The organism is Seleniivibrio sp. (assembly GCF_021209385.1).
In the GTDB taxonomy this organism is placed as follows: Bacteria; Chrysiogenota; Deferribacteres; order Deferribacterales; family Geovibrionaceae; genus Seleniivibrio.
In genome coordinates this window covers 91,947-111,551 of sequence record NZ_JAJOIL010000007.1, presented here as the reverse complement: position 1 = coordinate 111,551, position 19,605 = coordinate 91,947, and the positions used below count along the sequence as shown (strand labels likewise).

General features: G+C 45.9%; 13 protein-coding genes and 1 pseudogene. 5 read left to right on the top strand and 9 right to left on the bottom strand.

Features of this window, described 5'->3' with window-relative positions; translation table 11 throughout:
- Positions 1-139 precede the first annotated feature (139 nt).
- On the top strand, positions 140-2,485 hold the full coding sequence (topA, locus tag LRY47_RS02265) for a type I DNA topoisomerase (protein WP_295222190.1): 2,346 nt from the start codon (positions 140-142) through the stop codon (positions 2,483-2,485).
- The gene (gene trmFO / locus LRY47_RS02260) at positions 2,485-3,783 is read left to right on the top strand and encodes a methylenetetrahydrofolate--tRNA-(uracil(54)-C(5))-methyltransferase (FADH(2)-oxidizing) TrmFO (RefSeq protein ID WP_295222189.1); all 1,299 of its coding nucleotides are present in this window, start codon (positions 2,485-2,487) and stop codon (positions 3,781-3,783) included. Before topA ends, trmFO begins: the two co-directional genes overlap by 1 nt.
- 6 nt (positions 3,784-3,789) lie before the next feature.
- Here trmFO and LRY47_RS02255 read toward each other — a convergent pair whose 3' ends face one another.
- From LRY47_RS02255 to mtaB, 5 genes are all read right to left on the bottom strand, one after another.
- Positions 3,790-4,335, bottom strand: a complete 546-nt coding sequence (locus LRY47_RS02255) for a flavodoxin domain-containing protein (RefSeq protein WP_295222187.1) — start codon at positions 4,333-4,335, stop codon at positions 3,790-3,792.
- On the bottom strand, positions 4,332-6,230 hold the full coding sequence (locus LRY47_RS02250; protein WP_295222185.1) for a PAS domain S-box protein: 1,899 nt from the start codon (positions 6,228-6,230) through the stop codon (positions 4,332-4,334). Before LRY47_RS02250 ends, LRY47_RS02255 begins: the two co-directional genes overlap by 4 nt.
- A 368-nt stretch (positions 6,231-6,598) precedes the next feature.
- On the bottom strand, positions 6,599-7,477 hold the full coding sequence (locus tag LRY47_RS02245) for a phosphoribosylaminoimidazolesuccinocarboxamide synthase (RefSeq protein ID WP_295222182.1): 879 nt from the start codon (positions 7,475-7,477) through the stop codon (positions 6,599-6,601).
- 18 nt (positions 7,478-7,495) lie between these two features.
- A complete protein-coding gene (locus LRY47_RS02240) occupies positions 7,496-9,148 on the bottom strand; it encodes an FAD-dependent oxidoreductase (protein WP_295222179.1) in 1,653 nt (550 codons plus the stop codon).
- Positions 9,138-10,412, bottom strand: coding sequence for a tRNA (N(6)-L-threonylcarbamoyladenosine(37)-C(2))-methylthiotransferase MtaB (mtaB, locus tag LRY47_RS02235; protein WP_295222177.1), 1,275 nt, complete (start codon positions 10,410-10,412; stop codon positions 9,138-9,140). The genes LRY47_RS02240 and mtaB overlap by 11 nt, the downstream gene beginning before the upstream one ends.
- Before the next feature lie 151 nt (positions 10,413-10,563).
- Between mtaB and LRY47_RS02230 the strand changes: the two genes are divergently transcribed.
- From LRY47_RS02230 to LRY47_RS02220, 3 genes are all read left to right on the top strand, one after another.
- Entirely contained in the window at positions 10,564-11,022 is a 459-nt protein-coding gene (locus tag LRY47_RS02230) for a flagellar basal body-associated FliL family protein (RefSeq protein ID WP_295222174.1), read from the top strand.
- 118 nt (positions 11,023-11,140) lie between these two features.
- Positions 11,141-13,720, top strand: a complete 2,580-nt coding sequence (glnD, locus tag LRY47_RS02225; RefSeq protein WP_295222172.1) for a [protein-PII] uridylyltransferase — start codon at positions 11,141-11,143, stop codon at positions 13,718-13,720.
- Positions 13,701-15,140, top strand: coding sequence for a PAS domain S-box protein (locus LRY47_RS02220; protein WP_295222169.1), 1,440 nt, complete (start codon positions 13,701-13,703; stop codon positions 15,138-15,140). Before glnD ends, LRY47_RS02220 begins: the two co-directional genes overlap by 20 nt.
- Positions 15,141-15,200: 60 nt before the next feature.
- Here the strand turns inward: LRY47_RS02220 and LRY47_RS02215 are convergent, their stop codons facing one another.
- The 4 genes and pseudogenes from LRY47_RS02215 to sdhA all read right to left on the bottom strand — a co-directional run bounded on the left by LRY47_RS02215 (position 15,201) and on the right by sdhA (position 19,597).
- Positions 15,201-15,950, bottom strand: coding sequence for a TerC family protein (locus LRY47_RS02215; RefSeq protein ID WP_295222167.1), 750 nt, complete (start codon positions 15,948-15,950; stop codon positions 15,201-15,203).
- Positions 15,951-16,084: 134 nt separating this feature from the next.
- Positions 16,085-16,753: pseudogene (rhuM, locus tag LRY47_RS02210) on the bottom strand (RhuM family protein); the annotation flags it as partial.
- Between the two features lie 352 nt (positions 16,754-17,105).
- Entirely contained in the window at positions 17,106-17,813 is a 708-nt protein-coding gene (locus LRY47_RS02205; protein ID WP_295222164.1) for a succinate dehydrogenase iron-sulfur subunit, read from the bottom strand.
- Positions 17,814-17,827: 14 nt separating this feature from the next.
- The gene (gene sdhA, locus LRY47_RS02200) at positions 17,828-19,597 is read right to left on the bottom strand and encodes a succinate dehydrogenase flavoprotein subunit (RefSeq protein WP_295222163.1); all 1,770 of its coding nucleotides are present in this window, start codon (positions 19,595-19,597) and stop codon (positions 17,828-17,830) included.
- Between the last annotated feature and the right edge of the window lie 8 nt (positions 19,598-19,605).

The window sequence follows — 19,605 nt, the reverse complement described above, 5'->3', positions numbered from 1 at the left end:
GCCATGACCTCCGAGGCTTTCAAGGTGGACGTGGAAACTGTTAAAAATCTCGTGCTGTACTCCCTTATGGAGAGAAAATCCCTCTATGCCTCCGGCGTTGAGGATGAAGAGGACTACCTGCACTGATACGGGAATATAAATGCCTAAAAATCTAGTTATTGTGGAATCACCTGCAAAAGCCAGGACAATAGAAAAATATCTCGGAAAAGACTTCAAAGTTCTCGCCAGCGTCGGACACGTTAAAGACCTGCCCGCAAAAGACCTGGGCGTTGACATCGAAAACGGCTTCGAGCCGAAATACTCTGTTATCAAAGGCAAAAAGAAGGTTATCGACGACCTCAAAAAAGAGGCGAACGTTGCCGAAACAATCTATCTGGCGCCTGACCCCGACCGCGAAGGGGAAGCCATAGCTTGGCATATTGCCGAAGAACTCGGCAAAAAGAACGCACCGAAGATACACAGAGTTCTCTTTAACGAGATCACAAAAAAGGGTATCGAGGACGGTATCAAACATACCGGACCTGTGAACGAAAACCGTGTGAACGCACAGCAGGCGCGCCGCATACTCGACCGTCTGGTGGGCTATCTTGTCAGCCCTCTGCTCTGGAAGCCGCTTAAATACGGTCTTTCAGCAGGACGCGTTCAGTCAGTTGCTCTTCGCCTGCTTGTGGAGCGTGAAGAAGAGATTGAAAAATTCAAACCGGAAGAATACTGGCTCATCGACGTTACCTTCGACAAGAAGGAACAGGGCAAGCTCAAAGCCAGACTGGAAAAGAAAGACGACAAAAAATATAAGATAGAGAACGAAGAGGAAGCCAAAAAGGTTCTTGCTGAACTGAAAGCGGGCGACTATATCGTTGCCGACGTTATAAAGAAAGAGGTGCCGGAAAAGGCTCCACTGCCCTTCATAACTTCAAAACTCCAGCAGGAAGCCAGCCGCAAGCTGAACTTCTCCGCCAAAAAGACCATGATGGTGGCTCAGAGACTTTACGAGGGTGTTGACCTCGGCAAAGAGGGTCCAGTGGGTCTCATCACCTATATGCGTACCGACTCCACAAGGATTTCACCGGAAGCGCAGACAGAAGCGGCGGACTACGTTAAAAAAGAGTTCGGCGAAAAATTCCTCGCAAAAGGCACAAAGACCACGGCGAAGAAAAAGAACGTTCAGGATGCTCACGAAGCTATCCGTCCCACGTCCGTTCTCCGCACGCCGGAAAGTGTCAAAAGCAAACTGGACAACGACCAGTACAGACTTTACAAACTCATATGGGACAGATTCGTCGCCAGCAACATGGCGGATGCGATCTATGACCAGAACACCATAAACATCAACAACGGCGCATACGGGCTGAAATCTCAGGGCAAGGTCATCAAATTTGCCGGTTTCCGCACCCTTTACATAGAAGGAACCGACGAAGCCGCCGAAAAAGATCAGGAAATTATCTTTGAAACTGCCGTCGGAGAAAATCTGAAAGCTTCAAAACACGACAGCAAGCAAATGTTCACACAGCCGCCCGCACGCTATTCCGAAGCAACTCTGGTGAAAACTCTGGAACAGGAAGGCATCGGGCGACCCAGTACATATGCATCCATCATATCCACCATCATAGACCGCGAGTACGCGGAAATGGTGGAAAAACGCTTCAAACCCACTGAGCTTGGACGCATAGTATGGAGCCTGCTCCTTGCCAACTTTGACAAGTTCTTTGCCACCAAATTCACTGCGAATCTGGAAGAGGAACTCGACGGCGTCGAAGAGGGCAAAAACACATGGAAAGGTGTTCTGGAAGACTTCTTCAAGAAGTTCAAACCCGAACTGAACAAAGCAGAGAAACAGTTCACAGTTGACCTTAAGCTCGAACTGAAATGCCCTATATGCGGCAAAGATCTTACTATAAAACACGGTCGCAACGGCTCTTTCGCCGCTTGCACTTCATATCCCGACTGCAAATTCACATCGAACTATGAAAGGCTTGAGGACGGCACATTTCGCCTTACAGAAAAACAGGGCGATGAACCCAGCGGTATCGAATGTGAAAAATGCGGTAAAGAGATGGTATTCAAATCCACCCGTTTCGGCAAAGTTCTCGCTTGCCCAGGATATCCCGAGTGCAAGAACATCAAGAACTACGTCAAACTTGCAGACGGCTCAATAAAGATCATGGCGACAGGCGAAGAAGCCGCCGTTCCCTGCCCCAAATGCGGTGCGAAACTCACTGTCAAAGGCGGAAAGAACGGTATGTTCATAGGATGCTCAAACTATCCGAAATGCGACTTCACAGCCAATATGAAGGTAACGGAAACAGGCGAGATAATGCCCCACACCGATAAGGTGGACGAAAACGTCGTCTGCGAGAAATGCGGCAAAAAAATGGCTCTCCGTAAAGGACCCAGAGGCAAATTCTTCGCATGTACAGGATATCCCGAGTGCAAGAACATCAAATCCACAAAGGTTCTTGAAGACGGAACCATCACTGTAAAATAATGCAGAAAGTTACGATAATAGGCGGCGGGCTTGCCGGATGCGAGTCCGCCTTTTTTCTTGCCGAACGCGGCTTTTCAGTGGAGCTGTTTGAAATGCGCCCTGCAAAAAACACTCCCGCCCATGAAACAAAATTCCTCGGCGAGCTGGTCTGTTCAAACTCTCTTAAAAGCACCGCGGAAGACACTTCCAGCGGACTTCTCAAATCCGAAATGCGCCTTCTTGGGAGTGTAGTTCTGCGCGCCGCAGAGAAAACATCTGTCCCCGCAGGCAACGCACTTGCCGTTGACCGCGATAATTTCGCGGCAGAGCTTGACGGCATGATACGCAATCACCCGAACATCACCGTTATCGAAAAAGAAATTACCGAAATACCCACCGACCGCCCCTGCATAATCGCCACAGGTCCTCTAACCAGCGACGTTTTCGCGCAACAAATTAAGTCGAAATTTGGCGGCGGACTTTATTTCTTCGATGCAATAGCACCTGTCATATCCAAAGACAGCATAGACATGGATAAGGCCTTCTTCAAAAGCCGCTGGGAAAAAGGCGACAACGATTACCTGAACATCGGCATGAATCAGGAACAGTATGAGTTTTTCTACAACGAGCTTATGGCGGCGGACAAAGTTGCTTTCGAGGATTTTGAAAAGCTCAACGTATACGAGGGCTGTATGCCCATAGAGGAAATGGCGGCGCGCGGTATAAAAACCCTTACGTTCGGTCCTTTCCGTCCTGTTGGTCTGCGACACCCAATCACAAACGAAAGATACGCCGCTGTGCTTCAAATGCGTATGGAAAACAAAGAAGGCACAGCTTACAACCTTGTGGGGTGCCAGACAAAGATGAAAATAGGGGAACAGAAACGGGTCTTCGGACTTATTCCGGGGCTTGAGAACGCAGAATTTCTGCGATACGGCAGTATCCACAGAAACACATACATCCACGCACCTAAGGTGCTCGACCGCTGTTTCCGCGTTAAAGGTGACGAACAGCTCTATTTCGCAGGGCAGATAACAGGTGTGGAAGGTTATATGGAATCCGCCGCAAGCGGTCTTCTGGCTGCATATTCACTTTGTAATCCTGATTTTAACGGATTTTCAGAATTCACGGCTCTTGGCGCCCTTGCCCGTCACGTTTCGGGAGAGCTTGCTGAAAACAGGAAAGAATACGTCCCCAGCAACTTCCATTTCGGCATGGTTCCGCAATTTGAACATCGCATTCGCGACAAGAAAGAGAAGAAAGCGGCATACGCAAAACGCGCGATTGACGCTCTTAAGCAGGAATTAAATATTCTTTAATAGCCGTCACTTACCAGCGCAATCGATTATCTCTTCCGCAAAATCCCAACACTGACGTTTATTGAGAAATGTTCTTGGGTGCCTTCTGGTTGCCTGCTCCGCTTCGCTCAGAGCTATTGAGTGATAGAATTTTTCCAGTCTGTGCTTATCTGTGTCAGTGAGCCTTTCAAAGACCATCTCACCGCCAAGAATTCTTCCGACAATGCACCTCTGACCGAGCATTGCACCGTAGCGTTCCAGCATTACGGTTCCGCCGTAGGCATTGCCCCTGCGGAAAAAAGTTTCCGTACGCATGGCAACGCCGAAAAGAGCCGTTTTGCTGAGCATCAGCGCATCTATATTGGATGCAATATACTGTTCCATTTCAGAAAGAAACTTGTGAGAATATATACCCGAACCGAGAAGAACCATGTCAAAACCGCCGCATTCGGGATTTTCTGCAACGTTCATGCATCTGGCATCATGTCCGCCTATCAGAAACCTGTCGTTAATCCACTGTGCCACAGTTTCAGTTGATCCGTATTTTGTTGCATAAACTGTAAGTATCTTCATTTTTCAACCCTGTTACGTCCGCCCTGCTTTGCCCTGTAAAGGGCGTCGTCCGCTCTTTTTACCATATCATCCGTTCCGGCAGCGTCTATCTGCGCAACACCGAAACTGCAAGTAAGTCTGTCAACGGATGGAAATTCAAACAATTCAACCTTCCGCCTGAGCTTTGAAGCAAGATTATATGCGCCATCAGCATCAGTTCCGCAGCAGACAATAAGAAACTCCTCACCGCCCCATCTGCCAAAAACATCTGATTCGCGGATAGAAGTTTTTATAAGTTGCGCCAGCGATTTAAGCACTTCATCACCGACAAGATGCCCGTAGGTATCATTAACTTTTTTGAAAAAATCTATGTCGAACATGATAAGAGAATATACCAGCCCGTGACGCTTAAATCTAACATATTCTGTTGAAAGCACTTCGTCCAGTCTTATTCTGTTGTATATTCCGGTAAGTTTATCCGTTACGGAAAGCACTTCTATACGTTTCTTGTCGGTTATATCAGTGGAAACAGATACAAAGCCCATGCGTATCCCGTTTTCAAAGACAGGCTGTATAACGCTCTGTACCCAGAATTCCTCACCGTTCTTATTAACTTTTTTTATCTCGCCCGACCATGGCTTGCCGGAGTAGATAGTCTCCATTATGACAGGTTGAACACTTTCCAGAAAATCCTCATGGTTAAGAATCATCGCCGGTTTACCGATAAGTTCTTCTCTGGTATAGCCCGAAAGGCGACAGAATGCGTTGCTGACGGTGAGTATCTCCGCTTTGTTCCCTGTGCGGAGTATAAGAACGTTGTCGTCGACTATAGAGATATACTCCTGAAGTCTGTTTTCGGCGGCAACCCTGTCCGTTATGTCGTAGAAAGCTATAATCCCAACGTCTTCCATGACTGAATAAAGGAAAACAATCTCCCGTTTTGCCCCGCTTTTACAGGTAACAGTAGCCTGGATTGGCTGAGGAGTTTCCCCGGCGGCAATCTTTACAGTATATTTTTTCCAGCGCTCTCTGGATATAATCCGGTACTGTTCGTTCGGAAAAGCAAGTTTCCACCATGCAGAGCTGGTGTTCAGGTCATGTATGTCGTATCCGAAAATGTCTGTGAACATTTTGTTCAGAAGGATAGGCTTCCCTTTGCCATCTGTAAGACACATCGGTATCGGCGAAACCTCGAAAAGCTGCCTAAGATTCTGTTCGTTTCGTCTCAGTTTCTGCTGATATTCCATGATGTCGGATATATCCCTTGTGGTGATCATTATGGTACCGTTAGGCAGCAGGATAAGATTCATCTGGACGTTTATGTATGTGCCGTCTTTTCTGATACAGCGTTTTTCAAATCTGTCGCAGTAGCCGGTTTCCACAAGTGTTTTCATCATAGCAACTGTCGCAGGGATATCGTCCTTGTGAGTAAGCTCCAGACAGGACATTTTAAGAAGTTCGTCCCTCCCGTATCCGGTCATAGCCTCATAGGCACCGTTGACATCTTTGAAATAGGTATCCATATCCAGAATGGCTATGCCGTCGCGGGAAAGAAGAAAAAGCATATCCCTCTCGCGTTCTATCTTCACCTGTTCCGTGATATCTTCCATTATACCTTTAATGCCACTGACATATCCCTCCCTGTAAATTACGGGAACGGCAGTGAGTTTTATAAGCCTGCGGTTTTCCGCTGTCTCGAAAGTAAGGTTTATCTCTTCCTTATTAACGGAACAATCAAGAAGAAAAGCACCTGAAACCGCTGTTCTGTCATGTTCCGCCACTTTATCCAGAAACTCTTCCATTCCCACACGTCTGTTTGGCGGAAGATCAAGACGGGAGGCAGCAAGAGTTGAAAAATAGAATTTCCCGTCTCTGCTGTTCCATTCAAAACTGCCCATGCTTCCAATGGTCTCCACAAGAGACAGAACGGAAGTTAACTTTTTATTTTCATTATCACGATAGAGTTTCAAAACGAATAAGCCAAATGCTATAAAAAGGAGAGAAATAATATACATATGATCAATATGATGTAAATGTCTGTTGTCGTTCAATAAAAAAGCAATAAACATTCCTGCCGCCAATATGGCTGCAAGCAATAAAGTCAGTAAGTTGTCGCTATATTTCTTCATAAACACCCATATGTGTAGTAATATCGGATATCTATTTAAAAAATAGCACACCTCAATTATTTTGCCACTAGAAAATTACTCATTTTACAAAATATTTAAGGAGAGATTTACAGATTAAAAAAGGCGGGTGTTTTGTACACCCGCTGTATTGATAGTTAACTTTTCAGAATATCCGCTATTTTGCGATATATGGCTTCTGTGCCTTTAACGATGTCTTCGGGAAGAACCGGTCCTGGTGCTTTCTTGCCCCAGTCCAGTGTTTCCAGATAATTTCTGACGAACTGTTTGTCCATACCCTGCTGAGGTTTACCCGCGGCATAGTCAGCCTTGCTCCAGAATCTGGATGAGTCGGGAGTCAGTATCTCGTCGATAAGTATGATCTCGCCGTTCAGCTCGCCGAACTCGAACTTGGTATCGGCAATGATGATGCCCTTTTCAAGTGCGAGGTCTCTCGCTGTTTCGTATATTTTAACGGTATAGTCTTTCAGTTTCTGTGCTGTTTCAGCGCCGATCTTCTGTTTCATCTGTTCAAATGAAATGTTTTCGTCGTGTTCGCCCAGATCAGCTTTTGATGCGGGAGTGAAAAGGGTTTCGGGGAATCTTTCGGATTCTTTCAGCCCTGCGGGAAGCTTAATTCCGCATATTTCGCCTGTGGCAAGATAGTCTTTCCAGCCGGAACCTGTGATGTAGCCCCTTGCCACGCACTCAACCGGATAGGGTTTGCATTTGTGAACAAGCATTGTTCTGCCTTCAAGGATGTCAGCATACTGACGGCAGACCTCAGGCATTTCGTTCACATCAGCGGTGATAAGGTGGTTTTTGATAATGTGTTTTGTCTTCTCAAACCAGAAAAGTGACATCTCGGTGAGTATCTTGCCCTTGTTGGGGATGCCGTTTGGCATGATAACGTCGAAAGCCGAGATTCTGTCGGTTGTTACGATGAGCATCCTGTCATCAAGATCATAGATGTCTCTGACCTTACCTCTTCCGAGGAGTTTGAGCCCTTTAAGCTCGGTGGAAAGAACCGTGTTCATTTATAAGTTACCTCTGTTTCAGGAAATTTTCTTCACTCTGAAATAGGCCTCTATGCCGCCGGTTATGTTGTACGCCTCGAAACCGAGGTTTCTGAGACTGCGCACGGCAAGGTAGCCTCTGAATCCGACAGCACAATATACATAAACAGGCTGGCTTCTGTCAATTTTATCCGTACTATTTCTCACATCATTTACAAAAACGTGCTTAGAACCCTCTATAGCATAGGCTTTATGCTCCGGCGCGGAACGAACGTCGAGAAGCTGGAGTTTTTCACCCTTCTTTATCTTTTCGTATATAAATTCGGGAGTGACGGTGAAACCTGTGTGGCGCAAACTGTTTGAAGCTACAAAACCCGCTATGTTCAGGTTGTCTTTCGCTGATGCGAAGGGTGGCGCATAACAGAACTCAAGATGCTCAAGATCGTAAACGGAAAGTCCGGCATAGATGGCAACAGCCGCCTCGTCAGCTCTCTTTTCCGTTCCGTCCGCACCGCAGGCGGAAAGCCCCAGCAGTCTGCCCGTTTTTTTATCAAATACTGTCATCATGAATATATACCCGTGTCCCGGATAATATGAAGAGGTGTTAACGTCTTCAGTATAAACGTAGTCGGCATCGAATCCGGCGGCAATAGCCTGTTCGTATGTAAGTCCGGTCTGGGCAGACACAAATCCGTTGAAACCCACCACGGATGAGCCTATGACACCTTTGAATACCATATCGCCGCCTGCCATGTTGCATCCGGCGGCTCTGCCCTCTCTGTTTGCGGGACCCGCAAGGGGCATCAGCACTTTTTTACCCGTGATGAGATTGGTCTTCTCGACCACGTCACCTGCCGCATAGATATCCTTTACATTGGTTTCCATGCGTTCGTTTGTGAGGATACCGCCCCTTTCACCAACCACAACACCTGCCGCAGCAGCAAGCTCCGTCGCGGGACGCACACCTGTGCAGAGGATAACAAGATCGGTATCAATAACCGTTCCGTCAGAAAGTTCGGCATGAATTCTGTCCGTTTGGGTGAGCTTTTTGACGTATTTTCTGATAACTACATCACAACCATCGGACACCATCTTCTCGCGCAGGTTCATGGCTATGATGCGCGGTAGATTCGGCATTATTTCATCCAGCGCTTCAACAACAACAGGTTTTATACCGCAGTGAAGCATTGCCTCCGCAGTTTCGATACCGATGAAACCGCCGCCGATGATAAGGGCGCTCTTAGGTTTTTTCGTCTCTATCCACGCTTTAACGCCGTCGGCATCGTCCACCGTACGCATGGTGAAATACGGAACGGTGTCTATCCCCTCAATCTTCGGGATGAAAGTCTTTGCTCCTGTTGCAATGAGTAATTTGTCATATGGTGTTTCAACCTGCCCTTTCTCTGTTGCGAAAAGAACAGTTTTTTTCACAGGGTCGATTGAAAGAGCCTCGGTGTTTGTCATTACATCGGCGTTGAATCTGTCGCCGAAGGTTTTTTTGGTGTGAAGAAGGATGCTGTTTCTGGAGGCGATGGTTCCGCCTGTGTAGTATGGCAGACCGCAGTTGGCAAACGAAATATATCTGCCCTTTTCCGCCATAGTGATTGAGACGTCCTCGCTGGTGCGTCTGGCTTTCGCTGCCGCTGTCGCGCCTGCGGCGACCCCTCCGATTATAACTATTTTAGTGTTCATGCTCAATTATCTCCGCTTTCAGTGTATTATCGCTTTCGACATCTGTTATTAATACATCTAAAAGCTGATTCTGCACAACCCCATTTGGGAATATGACCGTAAAAAAATTATCCGTCAGCCCCGTATTATCATTCTGAGTCAGAGTTTTCAGGCATTTGCCCACCATTCTTTCAGCCGACATCCGTTTCATTTCGCCTGCTGTCACGCGCAGTTCTTTTGCACGGGCGGACTTCGTTTTGCCGTCTATTTTGCCGTTCATAAGACTAGCTTCAGTGCCGGAACGGTCGGAATAGCTGAATACATGTATATGATCTATCGCCGCCCTGCGGACAGTGTCCATCGTTTCTTTAAAATTTTTGTCCGTCTCTGTGGGAAAACCGACGATGATATCCGCGCCAATGGTACAGTCCGGCACCAGTTTTTTGAGCATCTGCGCTTTTTCAATATACTCTTCGGCGGTGTAGTGTCTTCTCATTTTTTTAAGTATTTCTGTGGAACCGCTTTGGAGTGGTATATGGTAATGACGGCATATTCTGTCCTGATTTTCTGTCAGCAGAGCAACCATTTCATCAGTAAGCTCGTTAAGTTCTATGGAGGTGAGCCTTATGCGGAACCCGTCTATCTCTTTAAGCAGTTTTTTTATAAGGGTAACTAGGTTAACTCCGTCTCCGAGATCCAAACCGTATTTCCCGACGTGTATACCGACCGGGACTATCTCTTTGTGTCCGCTTTCAACAAGGTGCCTGACCTCGTTCACAATAGAATCCATATCGCGACTTGAAGGTTTTCCGCGCAGAGACGGGATTATGCAGTAGGCGCAGAAACTGTCGCATCCGTCCTGAATTTTTACGAATGCTCGTGTTCTGGTGATCATCTTCGGGTTTTCAGCAAGAACAAACTCATGAGGTTCCGAAATACTGCGCAAAAAATCGGAATTTTCAGAAATATACTGCAAAATGTCCATTTTTCCGGAGTTAGTAACCACAATATCAGCGCCTATATTCTTAAGTTTCTCTTTCTCTTTCTCCGCTGCACAGCCTGTTGCGGCGACAATAACAGCAGGATTGTCTTTTTTCAGTTTTTTTATAAGATTGCGGAACTTTTTCTCTGCGTTCTCTGTAACTGCACAACTATTAATCACTATCAGTTCAGCTTCTTCGATATTGGAAACAGGAGTAAAACCGTATTTTTTTGCATTATTTACAATATTTTCACTTTCCACTTGATTTACTTTGCATCCAAAGGTATAGATAAATATATTCATTTTTTCAGGTGTATTCCCCTGTAGGTTTTAGATATAAAAAAGCACTTTCAGCGTTTATAGCGGAAGTGCTTTTTTTCATTAAAAAGAATATATCTGTTTTAATTCAAAAGTATAGTGCTATATTGTAGAAAAACTTTGCCCGGAGTTTTTTATGAAAAAGTTTTTTCAGTTTATCCTTTTAATTTTATTTGTATGCTTGCTCGCATATATGGTTTATTTCCTTCAAGGCAACCTGTCTTTCAGCATCGGCGATATTGGTACCAGAAAAAACGCCTTTGAAGATTATAAGACCGAGACCAATTTCAAAGACGGAATATTCCGCGTTGAACTCAAGGATCTGGTCACAAGTACAGGTTCCGGCGGAAAACAGTATTACAGATACGACCTTTCTTTTGAGACATATGACAAAGCCAGCGCGAAAGAAATACAAAAGCGCAAGGACAGGGTCGCAATAATCATCAATTCCGTGATGACATCGCTCACGCCTGACGAGCTGAATTCCGAAGCGGAACGCATGAGGGCAAAACAGCTTATCGCCATGAAAATTGAGGAATATTACCCTGATATCAAAATTAAGGATTTGTATTTTACAAATTATGTATATAATTAATATATTCATGCAAAGAATTATCTTTTAACACAAATTGATGCTTCCACAGCACGGAAAGTTCCTGAAAAACTTTCGCGGTGTGTCTTATTTGCTGTTTAAAGGTTAGAAAGAGAAGGTTATGTGTAATTCTCAAGCCATTAAAAAATATTATCAGGAAACGTGGGAAAACATAAAAAAGAACCGCTTTTCCTACACTACATCATGGCAGCTCAGCCAGAGACTTACGGAGCTTGCAGACGAGATAGTCATCAAAACCTGTCAGTCTGCCGGAGAAACTGACGGAATAGCCGTTCTTGCCCTCGGCGGATATGCCAGAGAACAGATGGCTCCCTTCTCGGATATCGACATACTCATACTCCATAAAGGAAGAATGAACAAAAATTATGAGCGGTTCATAAGCGAGTTCACGACCTTCATGTGGGACATAGGCGTTAACCCCGGAATTCAGGTGAAGGAGCTTAAAGAGGTCGCTAAGGCGGCACTTGAAGACGAAGTTGTCCGCACATCCTTCATTGACAACAGATTCATCTTCGGCTCCCGCAAGGAGTATGAAGCCTTTCTTAAGATAATCAACGAAAAGGTCATGGAGAAAGGAAAACACGAATTTCTCCTGATGAAGATAGACGGGGTGCGCAACCGGAACAGCAAATTCCGCGACTCCATCTTCCGCCTCCAGCCAAACATAAAAGAGGGCAACGGCGGCATGCGCGATATCAACACCATCTACTGGATCTGCAAAATACTCTATAAAACAAAAAGTCTCCACGAAACAGTTAAACACAACATCCTCACCAACAGCGAATACGAAAAACTGATAGAGAACGCGGAATTTATGTTCCGCGTGCGCAACGAACTGCACTATTATCACAACAGAAAATACGATGTTATGAGCCTTGAGGCGCAGATGGAGATAGCCAAGAACCTCGGCTATACCGCCACTTCCAGCGTGCAGAGCGTCGAAATTTTCATGCGCGACTATTATATAATGGCGAAATCCACCTCGGAAATAACCCAGAAGGTAATCAACCGTACTCTGGCGGAGCTTTCCCATAAATGGTTCCAGAAGAAAGTATTCTCTCTCAGACTTTCAGACGGTTTCGTTCAGTACGCAAACACCCTTACAGTGGAAAGCAAAAATATTTTCGACGAAAACCCCAGAAAACTGATATCAGTATTCACCTATGCCGCTAACAAGGGGCTTAAACTGGCGGATTCCACCATTGACCTTATCAAAGAGAAGACATATCTCATAGATTCCGAATTCACACAGAAATACGGCTCCGTATTTCTTAAAGCGATAGCGTCTTTTCCAGAATCCAGCCGCATAGTATCAAACATGGCAAAATGCGGCGTTTTACAGGCGATCATACCCGAATTTGAATACATCATCTGCCGTGCGCAGTTCGACTATTACCACCACTACACGGTGGATGAACACACATACCTTGCCCTCAGCTATCTGGACAAGCTCACAGGCACTCTTCCGCCCCACCTTGAAAGATATCAGGAGGCGTTCAACAGGCTTAAACGCAAAGACCTGCTGGCGCTTGCACTGCTTCTGCACGATATAGGCAAGGGACAGGGCAAAAACCACAGCATCGTGGGCGCACAGATGGCACGTTCAATCTGTAAATTCCTCGGAATGGGGCTTGAAGATACGGACACTGTGTGCAGTATGGTGGAGCATCACCTTCTGATGAGCCACATCGCCCAAAGGCGCGACCTGCACAGTATAGACGTTATAAACCACTTCATAAGCTACGTTAACAACCAGCAGGAACTCGACATCCTTTTCCTGCTTACATACGCAGACATGAACGCCGTCGGCGGAGCATCGTTCAACGAGTGGAAAAACAGCCTGCTCAAGGAACTGCATGAAAAAGCCGAACAGGCGCTGAACAACGAAGACCTCGTAAAAGAGTACAACGCCGTGGTGAAACTGCGTCGGGAAAAACTGGAAGAACGCTGCAAACTCACGCCGGAGATATACGAAGCATCAAAAACTCTTGACGAAGAGTTCATCTACGGAAACAAGGTCGGTCAGATAATCAGCTATCTGTCAATGGCGCTTAAAATAAACGAAAGCAACAGAATCATCGTCGAGGTGGACACCAGAGAAGAGCTGGACACCATGCAGATACTCGTCTGTACATATGACCACGTCGGTCTTCTGCGCAAAATATGCGGTGCGCTGGCATCTCTGGGCTATAACATCAAATGGGCGCAGATATACACAATGAACAACGACATAACCATCGACAATATTCTGGTGGACAACCCTTTTGCAGGCTCAAAAATACCTGACAGCAAAAAAGAACTTCTGATAAACCGCATCATCGACACCATAAACGGTGCCACCGACATAGAAAAGCTTCTGGAGCGCTCATCAAACTCTATTCTGGCACAGCCGAAGCTCATGAGCAAAAAAGAAAAAATCACATTCGACAACGAAGTATCTTCGCAGTACACTGTAATAGATATATACGCACAGGACAGGCTCGGACTGCTTTACAGCATACTGGGAGTGTTTAACCGCATGGGCGTCAGCGTGGATAAAGCAAAAATATCCACCGACGTTGACAGAGTTGTGGATTCCTTCTATCTCACAGATGCCGAAGGACGCAAACTCACTGATTCTGCTATTCTCGAAGATATTAAGAAGGAGCTTTTCAAAGAAATTGAAAGCCGCAGTGTATAAGAGGCTGAACAATTTTAAGGAGCTGGATGCAGAGCTTGAAACCTGCTTCCGTATCACAGACGATCCGGACGAATCCGATATAATCGTCACGGACAATACGGATTTCATTAAAGAAAATAAGCTGAATATAATAATATCCGAAAACGTTCCGGAAAACCATGTCAGCATTAGTCCTGATATCCCAACATCTTATATGCTGGAAGCGATTAAGCTTGTAGTAAAAACCTATTCTATTTCACCCCGCATAGACCGCATCAGCTTTCTGCAGGAGCAAAATGCCCTGCTTTCCGAAGCGAACAAAGGGCTTGTGGAACTTTATAACCTCATAGACAACAAAAACCACCAGATAGAATTCCTTAAAACCAAGCTGGAGAACATTATCAACTCCGCAGGCGAAAGCATCGTTGAGCTGAACGAGGATATGCACATAACATATGCCAACCAGAAGTTTGCCGACACAACAGGATACGACATGCAGGCATCTGTGGGAAAAGATTTTTCGGCGCTCATCCACACTCAGGACATCAATCATTTCAAGGATACGCTGAATCTGGTGGCAACGGAGAAGACTGCAAATCTACAGATGCAGCTCAGAGCGGAAAACGGTGCATATATCACCGTTAATGCCTACGCCACAATGGTCACCAACGCTATCCCCCACTATGAAATCATCTTTGAAGACATCAGCAAAAAACTGCTCATCGAACAGCATATGAAAAAACTGGAGGAAAAGGCTATCGTCGCCGGATTTTCCAGACACCTTTCGCACAACATTCTCAATGCGCTCACAGTTGCCGCAGGATTTCTCAGAAAGATACGCTCGGAATCACAGCTGAACGAACAGCAGGAACAGAAATGGAACGTTGTTGAGCATAAATGCAGACTTATCGAGGAGATAGTCACGGGATACAACGACTACACAAACGCAATATCCATGAGGCTTGATGAGGATTTCGACATAGCGGAATTTCTCCGCACGGTGATAGGCGAGGTGCGTGACAAGAACTTTTCAAAGAACTTCTCCGCGTTCCTTTACAACTTCCTCGACCAGTACACCATGACAACCGAATTTAAAGATAACGCAAACTTCACAGCCCACGGCAGCCGCATGTTCCTTAAGATGGCGATATGTTACATAATCAAAGATTCCATACGGTTTTTCGACGAGTATGTACCGCTTAAGTTCAAAATAACCACAGAACAAAGAAAAGACAGATTTATCATAGAGATACATTTGCACTACGTTGACGTTGACACAGCCATCATAAATACCATGCTCCAGCCATGGAACCATCAGGTTCTCTCCCAGAGTTTCGATTACTGGGGCATAGTCATTTCAAACGTTATAGTGGAAAAACACGGCGGAGCAATGCATCTTCGCAAAGACTCCGCCGGTCTTAGTTTCATTATCGAGCTTTGAAACAGTACGTCAAAATAACCTGTCTCTGCGAGGAGACTTTAAGCCGACGCGGCAGTCTCATTAATCTTTACTGACAGCAGGCGCACGCAGCAGCATGCTCTTCTGATGTTTCTTACGCACCTTCGTATTCAGCACCTCAACAATCAGTGAGAAGGAAATCGCAAAATACAGATATCCTTTAGGAATGTGGAAATGCAGACCTTCGCCGACAAGACTCATCCCAATGAGCATAAGGAAGCTGAGAGCCAGCATCTTAAATGTCGGGTGTTTTTCGATGAAGTCTGCAATGTATTTGCTGGTAAACATCATAACGGCTACGGATATGATTATCACCGCAACCATCATGGACACAAATTTCACCATGCCGACGGCAGTTATCACGGAATCTACTGAGAAAACAAGGTCGAGCATCAGAATCTGTATGATGATCCCCGTCATATTTGCTGAGAGCTTAACCTCTTTCTCTTCATGTCCGCCGTCTTCAACGGAGTGATGTATCTCCATTGTACTTTTCGCCAGAAGGAACAGACCGCCCACGACAAGGATCAGGTCTTTCCATGATATCGCCTTTTCAAAAGCTGTGAACACGGGTTCAGTGAGTCCTATTACCCATGAGATACCCATAACAAGCAGGATACGCATCACCATTGCAAGGGTAAGCCCGAGCCTGCGCACTTTTTCCCTTTTTTCTATGGGAAGTTTGTTTGTCAGGACGCTGATAAATATGATGTTGTCGATACCCAGAACGATTTCAAGCAGCAGAAGCACTGCAAATGCAAACCATTGGGACGGATCGGCAAGCCACTCCATATACTTTTCACCTCAGTGTAGTTTGCGCGGATTATATATTAACGCGCGTCAAAATGATAGCGGAACTAAGAAAATTTTTTACAGGAAAAGTTCAGAGAAGAAACGAGTGTTCTATTCGTAATGCGTCCAAAGACGGTAGTAAGCCCCATATTAGGTTTATCTGCGTCAGCACGTTCTTTTATGACTTCTGCCGCTGTGTGACCATGTATTGCCCAGTGAAGTTTGTTTTGTACCGTGGCGTAGAATTCCTTTGTGATCTCAGAATTATTGTCGTAATCAACGCTGCATGAAGCGTATATATCTGTAATCTTCTGATAGAAACGTCTCTCTGATGCCCTGATGTCTCTGATGCGTTCCAGCAGTTCATCAAAGTAGTCTTTGCCGTCAACACTTCGGTTGCCTTTCAGTCTTTCGTCATCAATGGTGAAGCCTTTAATTACATATTCTTTGATTTTATCTGTTGCCCATTGTCTGAATCGAGTACCGGCTTTTGAGCGCACACGATAACCAACAGCAATAATCATCTCAAGACTGTAATGATCAACCAAACGTTCAACATCCCTTCTGCCCTCGGTTTGAACTATTAGATATTTTCTAATAGTTGATTCGGGTGCAAGTTCTCCATCTTCATAGATGTTCATTAAATGATGATTGATGGTAGGAACTGTAACTTGATAAAGTTCTGCAATACTCTTTTGATTCATCCAGATGGTGTCTTCATGGACACGCACCTGAATCCGTGTTTCTCCGTTTTCTGATTGATAAAAAAGTAGTTCTGAATCAGGTGCTTTTTCAATATTCATAATAGATAATACATCAGATCAAACGTATCTGTGAAGCAAAAACAATAATATGCTTTTGCTTTTCAGAACCGAGTAGTTCAAGGCGGACGAGTAAAAATTGACGAGCATACATAGAAGTATGTGAGGATAATTTTAAAGCTACTTGGTTCAGAAACATTCCACAAAAGAAGGCAAATGCTTTATCAAAGGGAGGAGCAGGATTTTGGTGCTTAGATGCAAGCAGTACAAGGAAGATTTTTGATTTTGAAGGGGAGTGTACACATAAGTACATGACCCGAAAAATTGAAAAACTGACGCAGTAATGCAAAGCATATAAGCGCCAAAAAAAAGGGGAGCCGAAGCTCCCCTTCTATTAAACCTGCTGATCCAGCAGCATTTTCCTGATATTCATGATAGCTTCTGTGGGGTTCAGCTCTTTCGGGCATGCCTCCACACAGTTGTAAATGGTGTGGCATCTCCACACGCCGTGCTTGTCGTTCAGGATAGGCAGACGCTCTTCCGCGCCCTCGTCTCTTGAGTCGACAATATATCTCCATGCGCGCAGTGCCGCGTTGGGTCCGAGATATTTTTTGTCTGCCCAGAAAGAGGGGCAAGAAGATGAGCAGCATCCGCAAAGGATACACTCATACAGTCCGTCCAGTTTCTTTCTGTCTTCCGGTGACTGATAGATTTCTTTATCAGGGTTCGGAGACTTTCTGATGAGGTAGGGTTTAACAGCTATGAACTTGTTGAAGAAATCGTCGACATCGACAACAAGGTCTCTCATAACGTTCATACCGGGAAGGGGCTGAACAACTATGTGGTCAGAACCCAGATCCTCAACTTTTGTCATACATGAAAGCATGTTAACGCCGTTAACATTCAGACCGTCAGATCCGCAAACGCCTTCTCGGCAAGAGCGGCGGTATGTAAGAGTGGGGTCCTGCTCCCATTTTATCTGATTAAGAGCATCCAGCATAAGGTAGCCGGGTCTTCTCAGCTCAACCTTATATGCCTGGTAGTAAGGCTCTTTATCCTTATCAGGGTCGTATCTGAAAATTTCAAAAGTAACTGTAGTCATATTTCCATCTCCCCTTAGTAAACTCTTGCCTTAGGCGGGAAAGTTTCAACAGTGAGAGGCTGAAGACGTACTTTTCTGTAGTCCACTCTCGGAGTTTTGCAGTCTTCTTCAAGATACACTTCTGTGTGTTTCAGGAAGTTGACATCGTCCCTGTCCGGATAGTCATCGCGGAAGTGACCGCCTCTTGACTCTTTTCTGAGTATAGCAGCCTGTGTACAAGCCTTGGCAACGAGAATCATGTTGTTAAGCTCAAGAGCCTCGATAAGGTCAAGGTTGTAAACGGAAGATTTGTCGTTAACACGATAGTCGTCCATTTTGGCTTCCAGTTCAAGCAGAGTTGCATAACATTCTTTCATGAGTTTTTCAGTTCTGAAAACGCCCATTTTTGTCTGCATTGTTCTGGTCAGTTCGCCCCAGATTTCGCCGAATGTGTGCTTGCCGTTTGCATTGGCATATTTCTGAAGGTTTGCGAGACCTTCTGAACCGGCATCATCTTTAAGGGAAACGATGCTGTTTGCCATTGCATATTTTGCCGCCTGTTCGCCAGCAGTACGTCCGAAGACGACAAGGTCGAGCAGAGAGTTTGTTCCGAGACGGTTCGCACCGTGAACGGAAGCGGAAGCGCACTCACCCGCAGCGAAGAATCCGGGAACGAATTCCTCTTTCTCCATGTTGCCTTTGATAACCTGAGACAGATATCCTGTGGGGATACCGCCGTTCTGGTAGTGGGCAGTGGGGTTAACGGGGATGGGTTCTTTTGTACAGTCAACACCCGCAAACACAAGAGCAAGCTCGTGGATACCGGGAAGTTTTTCCATAATGTTTGCCGCGCCGATGTGGTCTATTTTAAGCAGAGTGTGGTCTTTGAACTGACCTACGCCTCTTCCTTCAAGAACCTCTTTGGTCATTGAACGGGAAACGATGTCTCTGGGTGCAAGGTCTTTGATGGTGGGAGCATATCTTTCCATGAAGCGCTCGCCCTGAGCATTCAGAAGGATACCGCCCTCACCGCGCACGCCTTCAGTGATAAGGTTTCCTGCGCCGTAGATACCTGTGGGGTGGAACTGGAAGAACTCAGCGTCACTCCATGAAAAACCTTTGCGCATTGCAAGTGCAAGACCGTCACCGGTGTTGATGTGTGCGTTTGAGTTAGTCTGGAAGATACGGCAGTTACCGCCTGTTGCGAAAACAACCGCTTTCGCGTTGAAGATGTGGAGTTCGCCGTTCTGTATGTCGAAGCAGAGAACGCCGTTCACTGCGCCGTCGTTTACAAGCAGTTCGAGAGCGTAAAATTCGCTGTAGAAGTGTGTACCCTGTGCGACTGATTTCTCATAAAGGGTCTGCAGCATCGCGTGACCTGTACGGTCTGCGGCGTAGCAGGCTCTTTTAACGGCTCTTTTACCGAATTCGGCAGTGTGACCGCCGAAAGGACGCTGTGCGATCTTGCCTTCGGGTGTTCTTGAGAAGGGCAGACCGATGTGCTCAAGAGCGATGATCATTTCGGGAGCCTGTTTTGTCATGTATTCTGCGGCATCCTGATCGCAAAGGTAGTCAGAACCTTTTACCGTGTCATACATGTGCCAGTGCCAGTGATCCTCTTCGAGGTTGCCAAGAGCAGCGGAAATACCGCCCTGTGCCGAAATGGTGTGGCTTCTGGTGGGGTAAACTTCGGAGATAACCGCAGTTTTGCAGTACTGTGAAGCGACCTGAGCCGCGTTCAGACCTGCGCCGCCCGCACCGACAACCACAACGTCAAACTTATGATATTCTATTTTTACTGACATCCTTACAA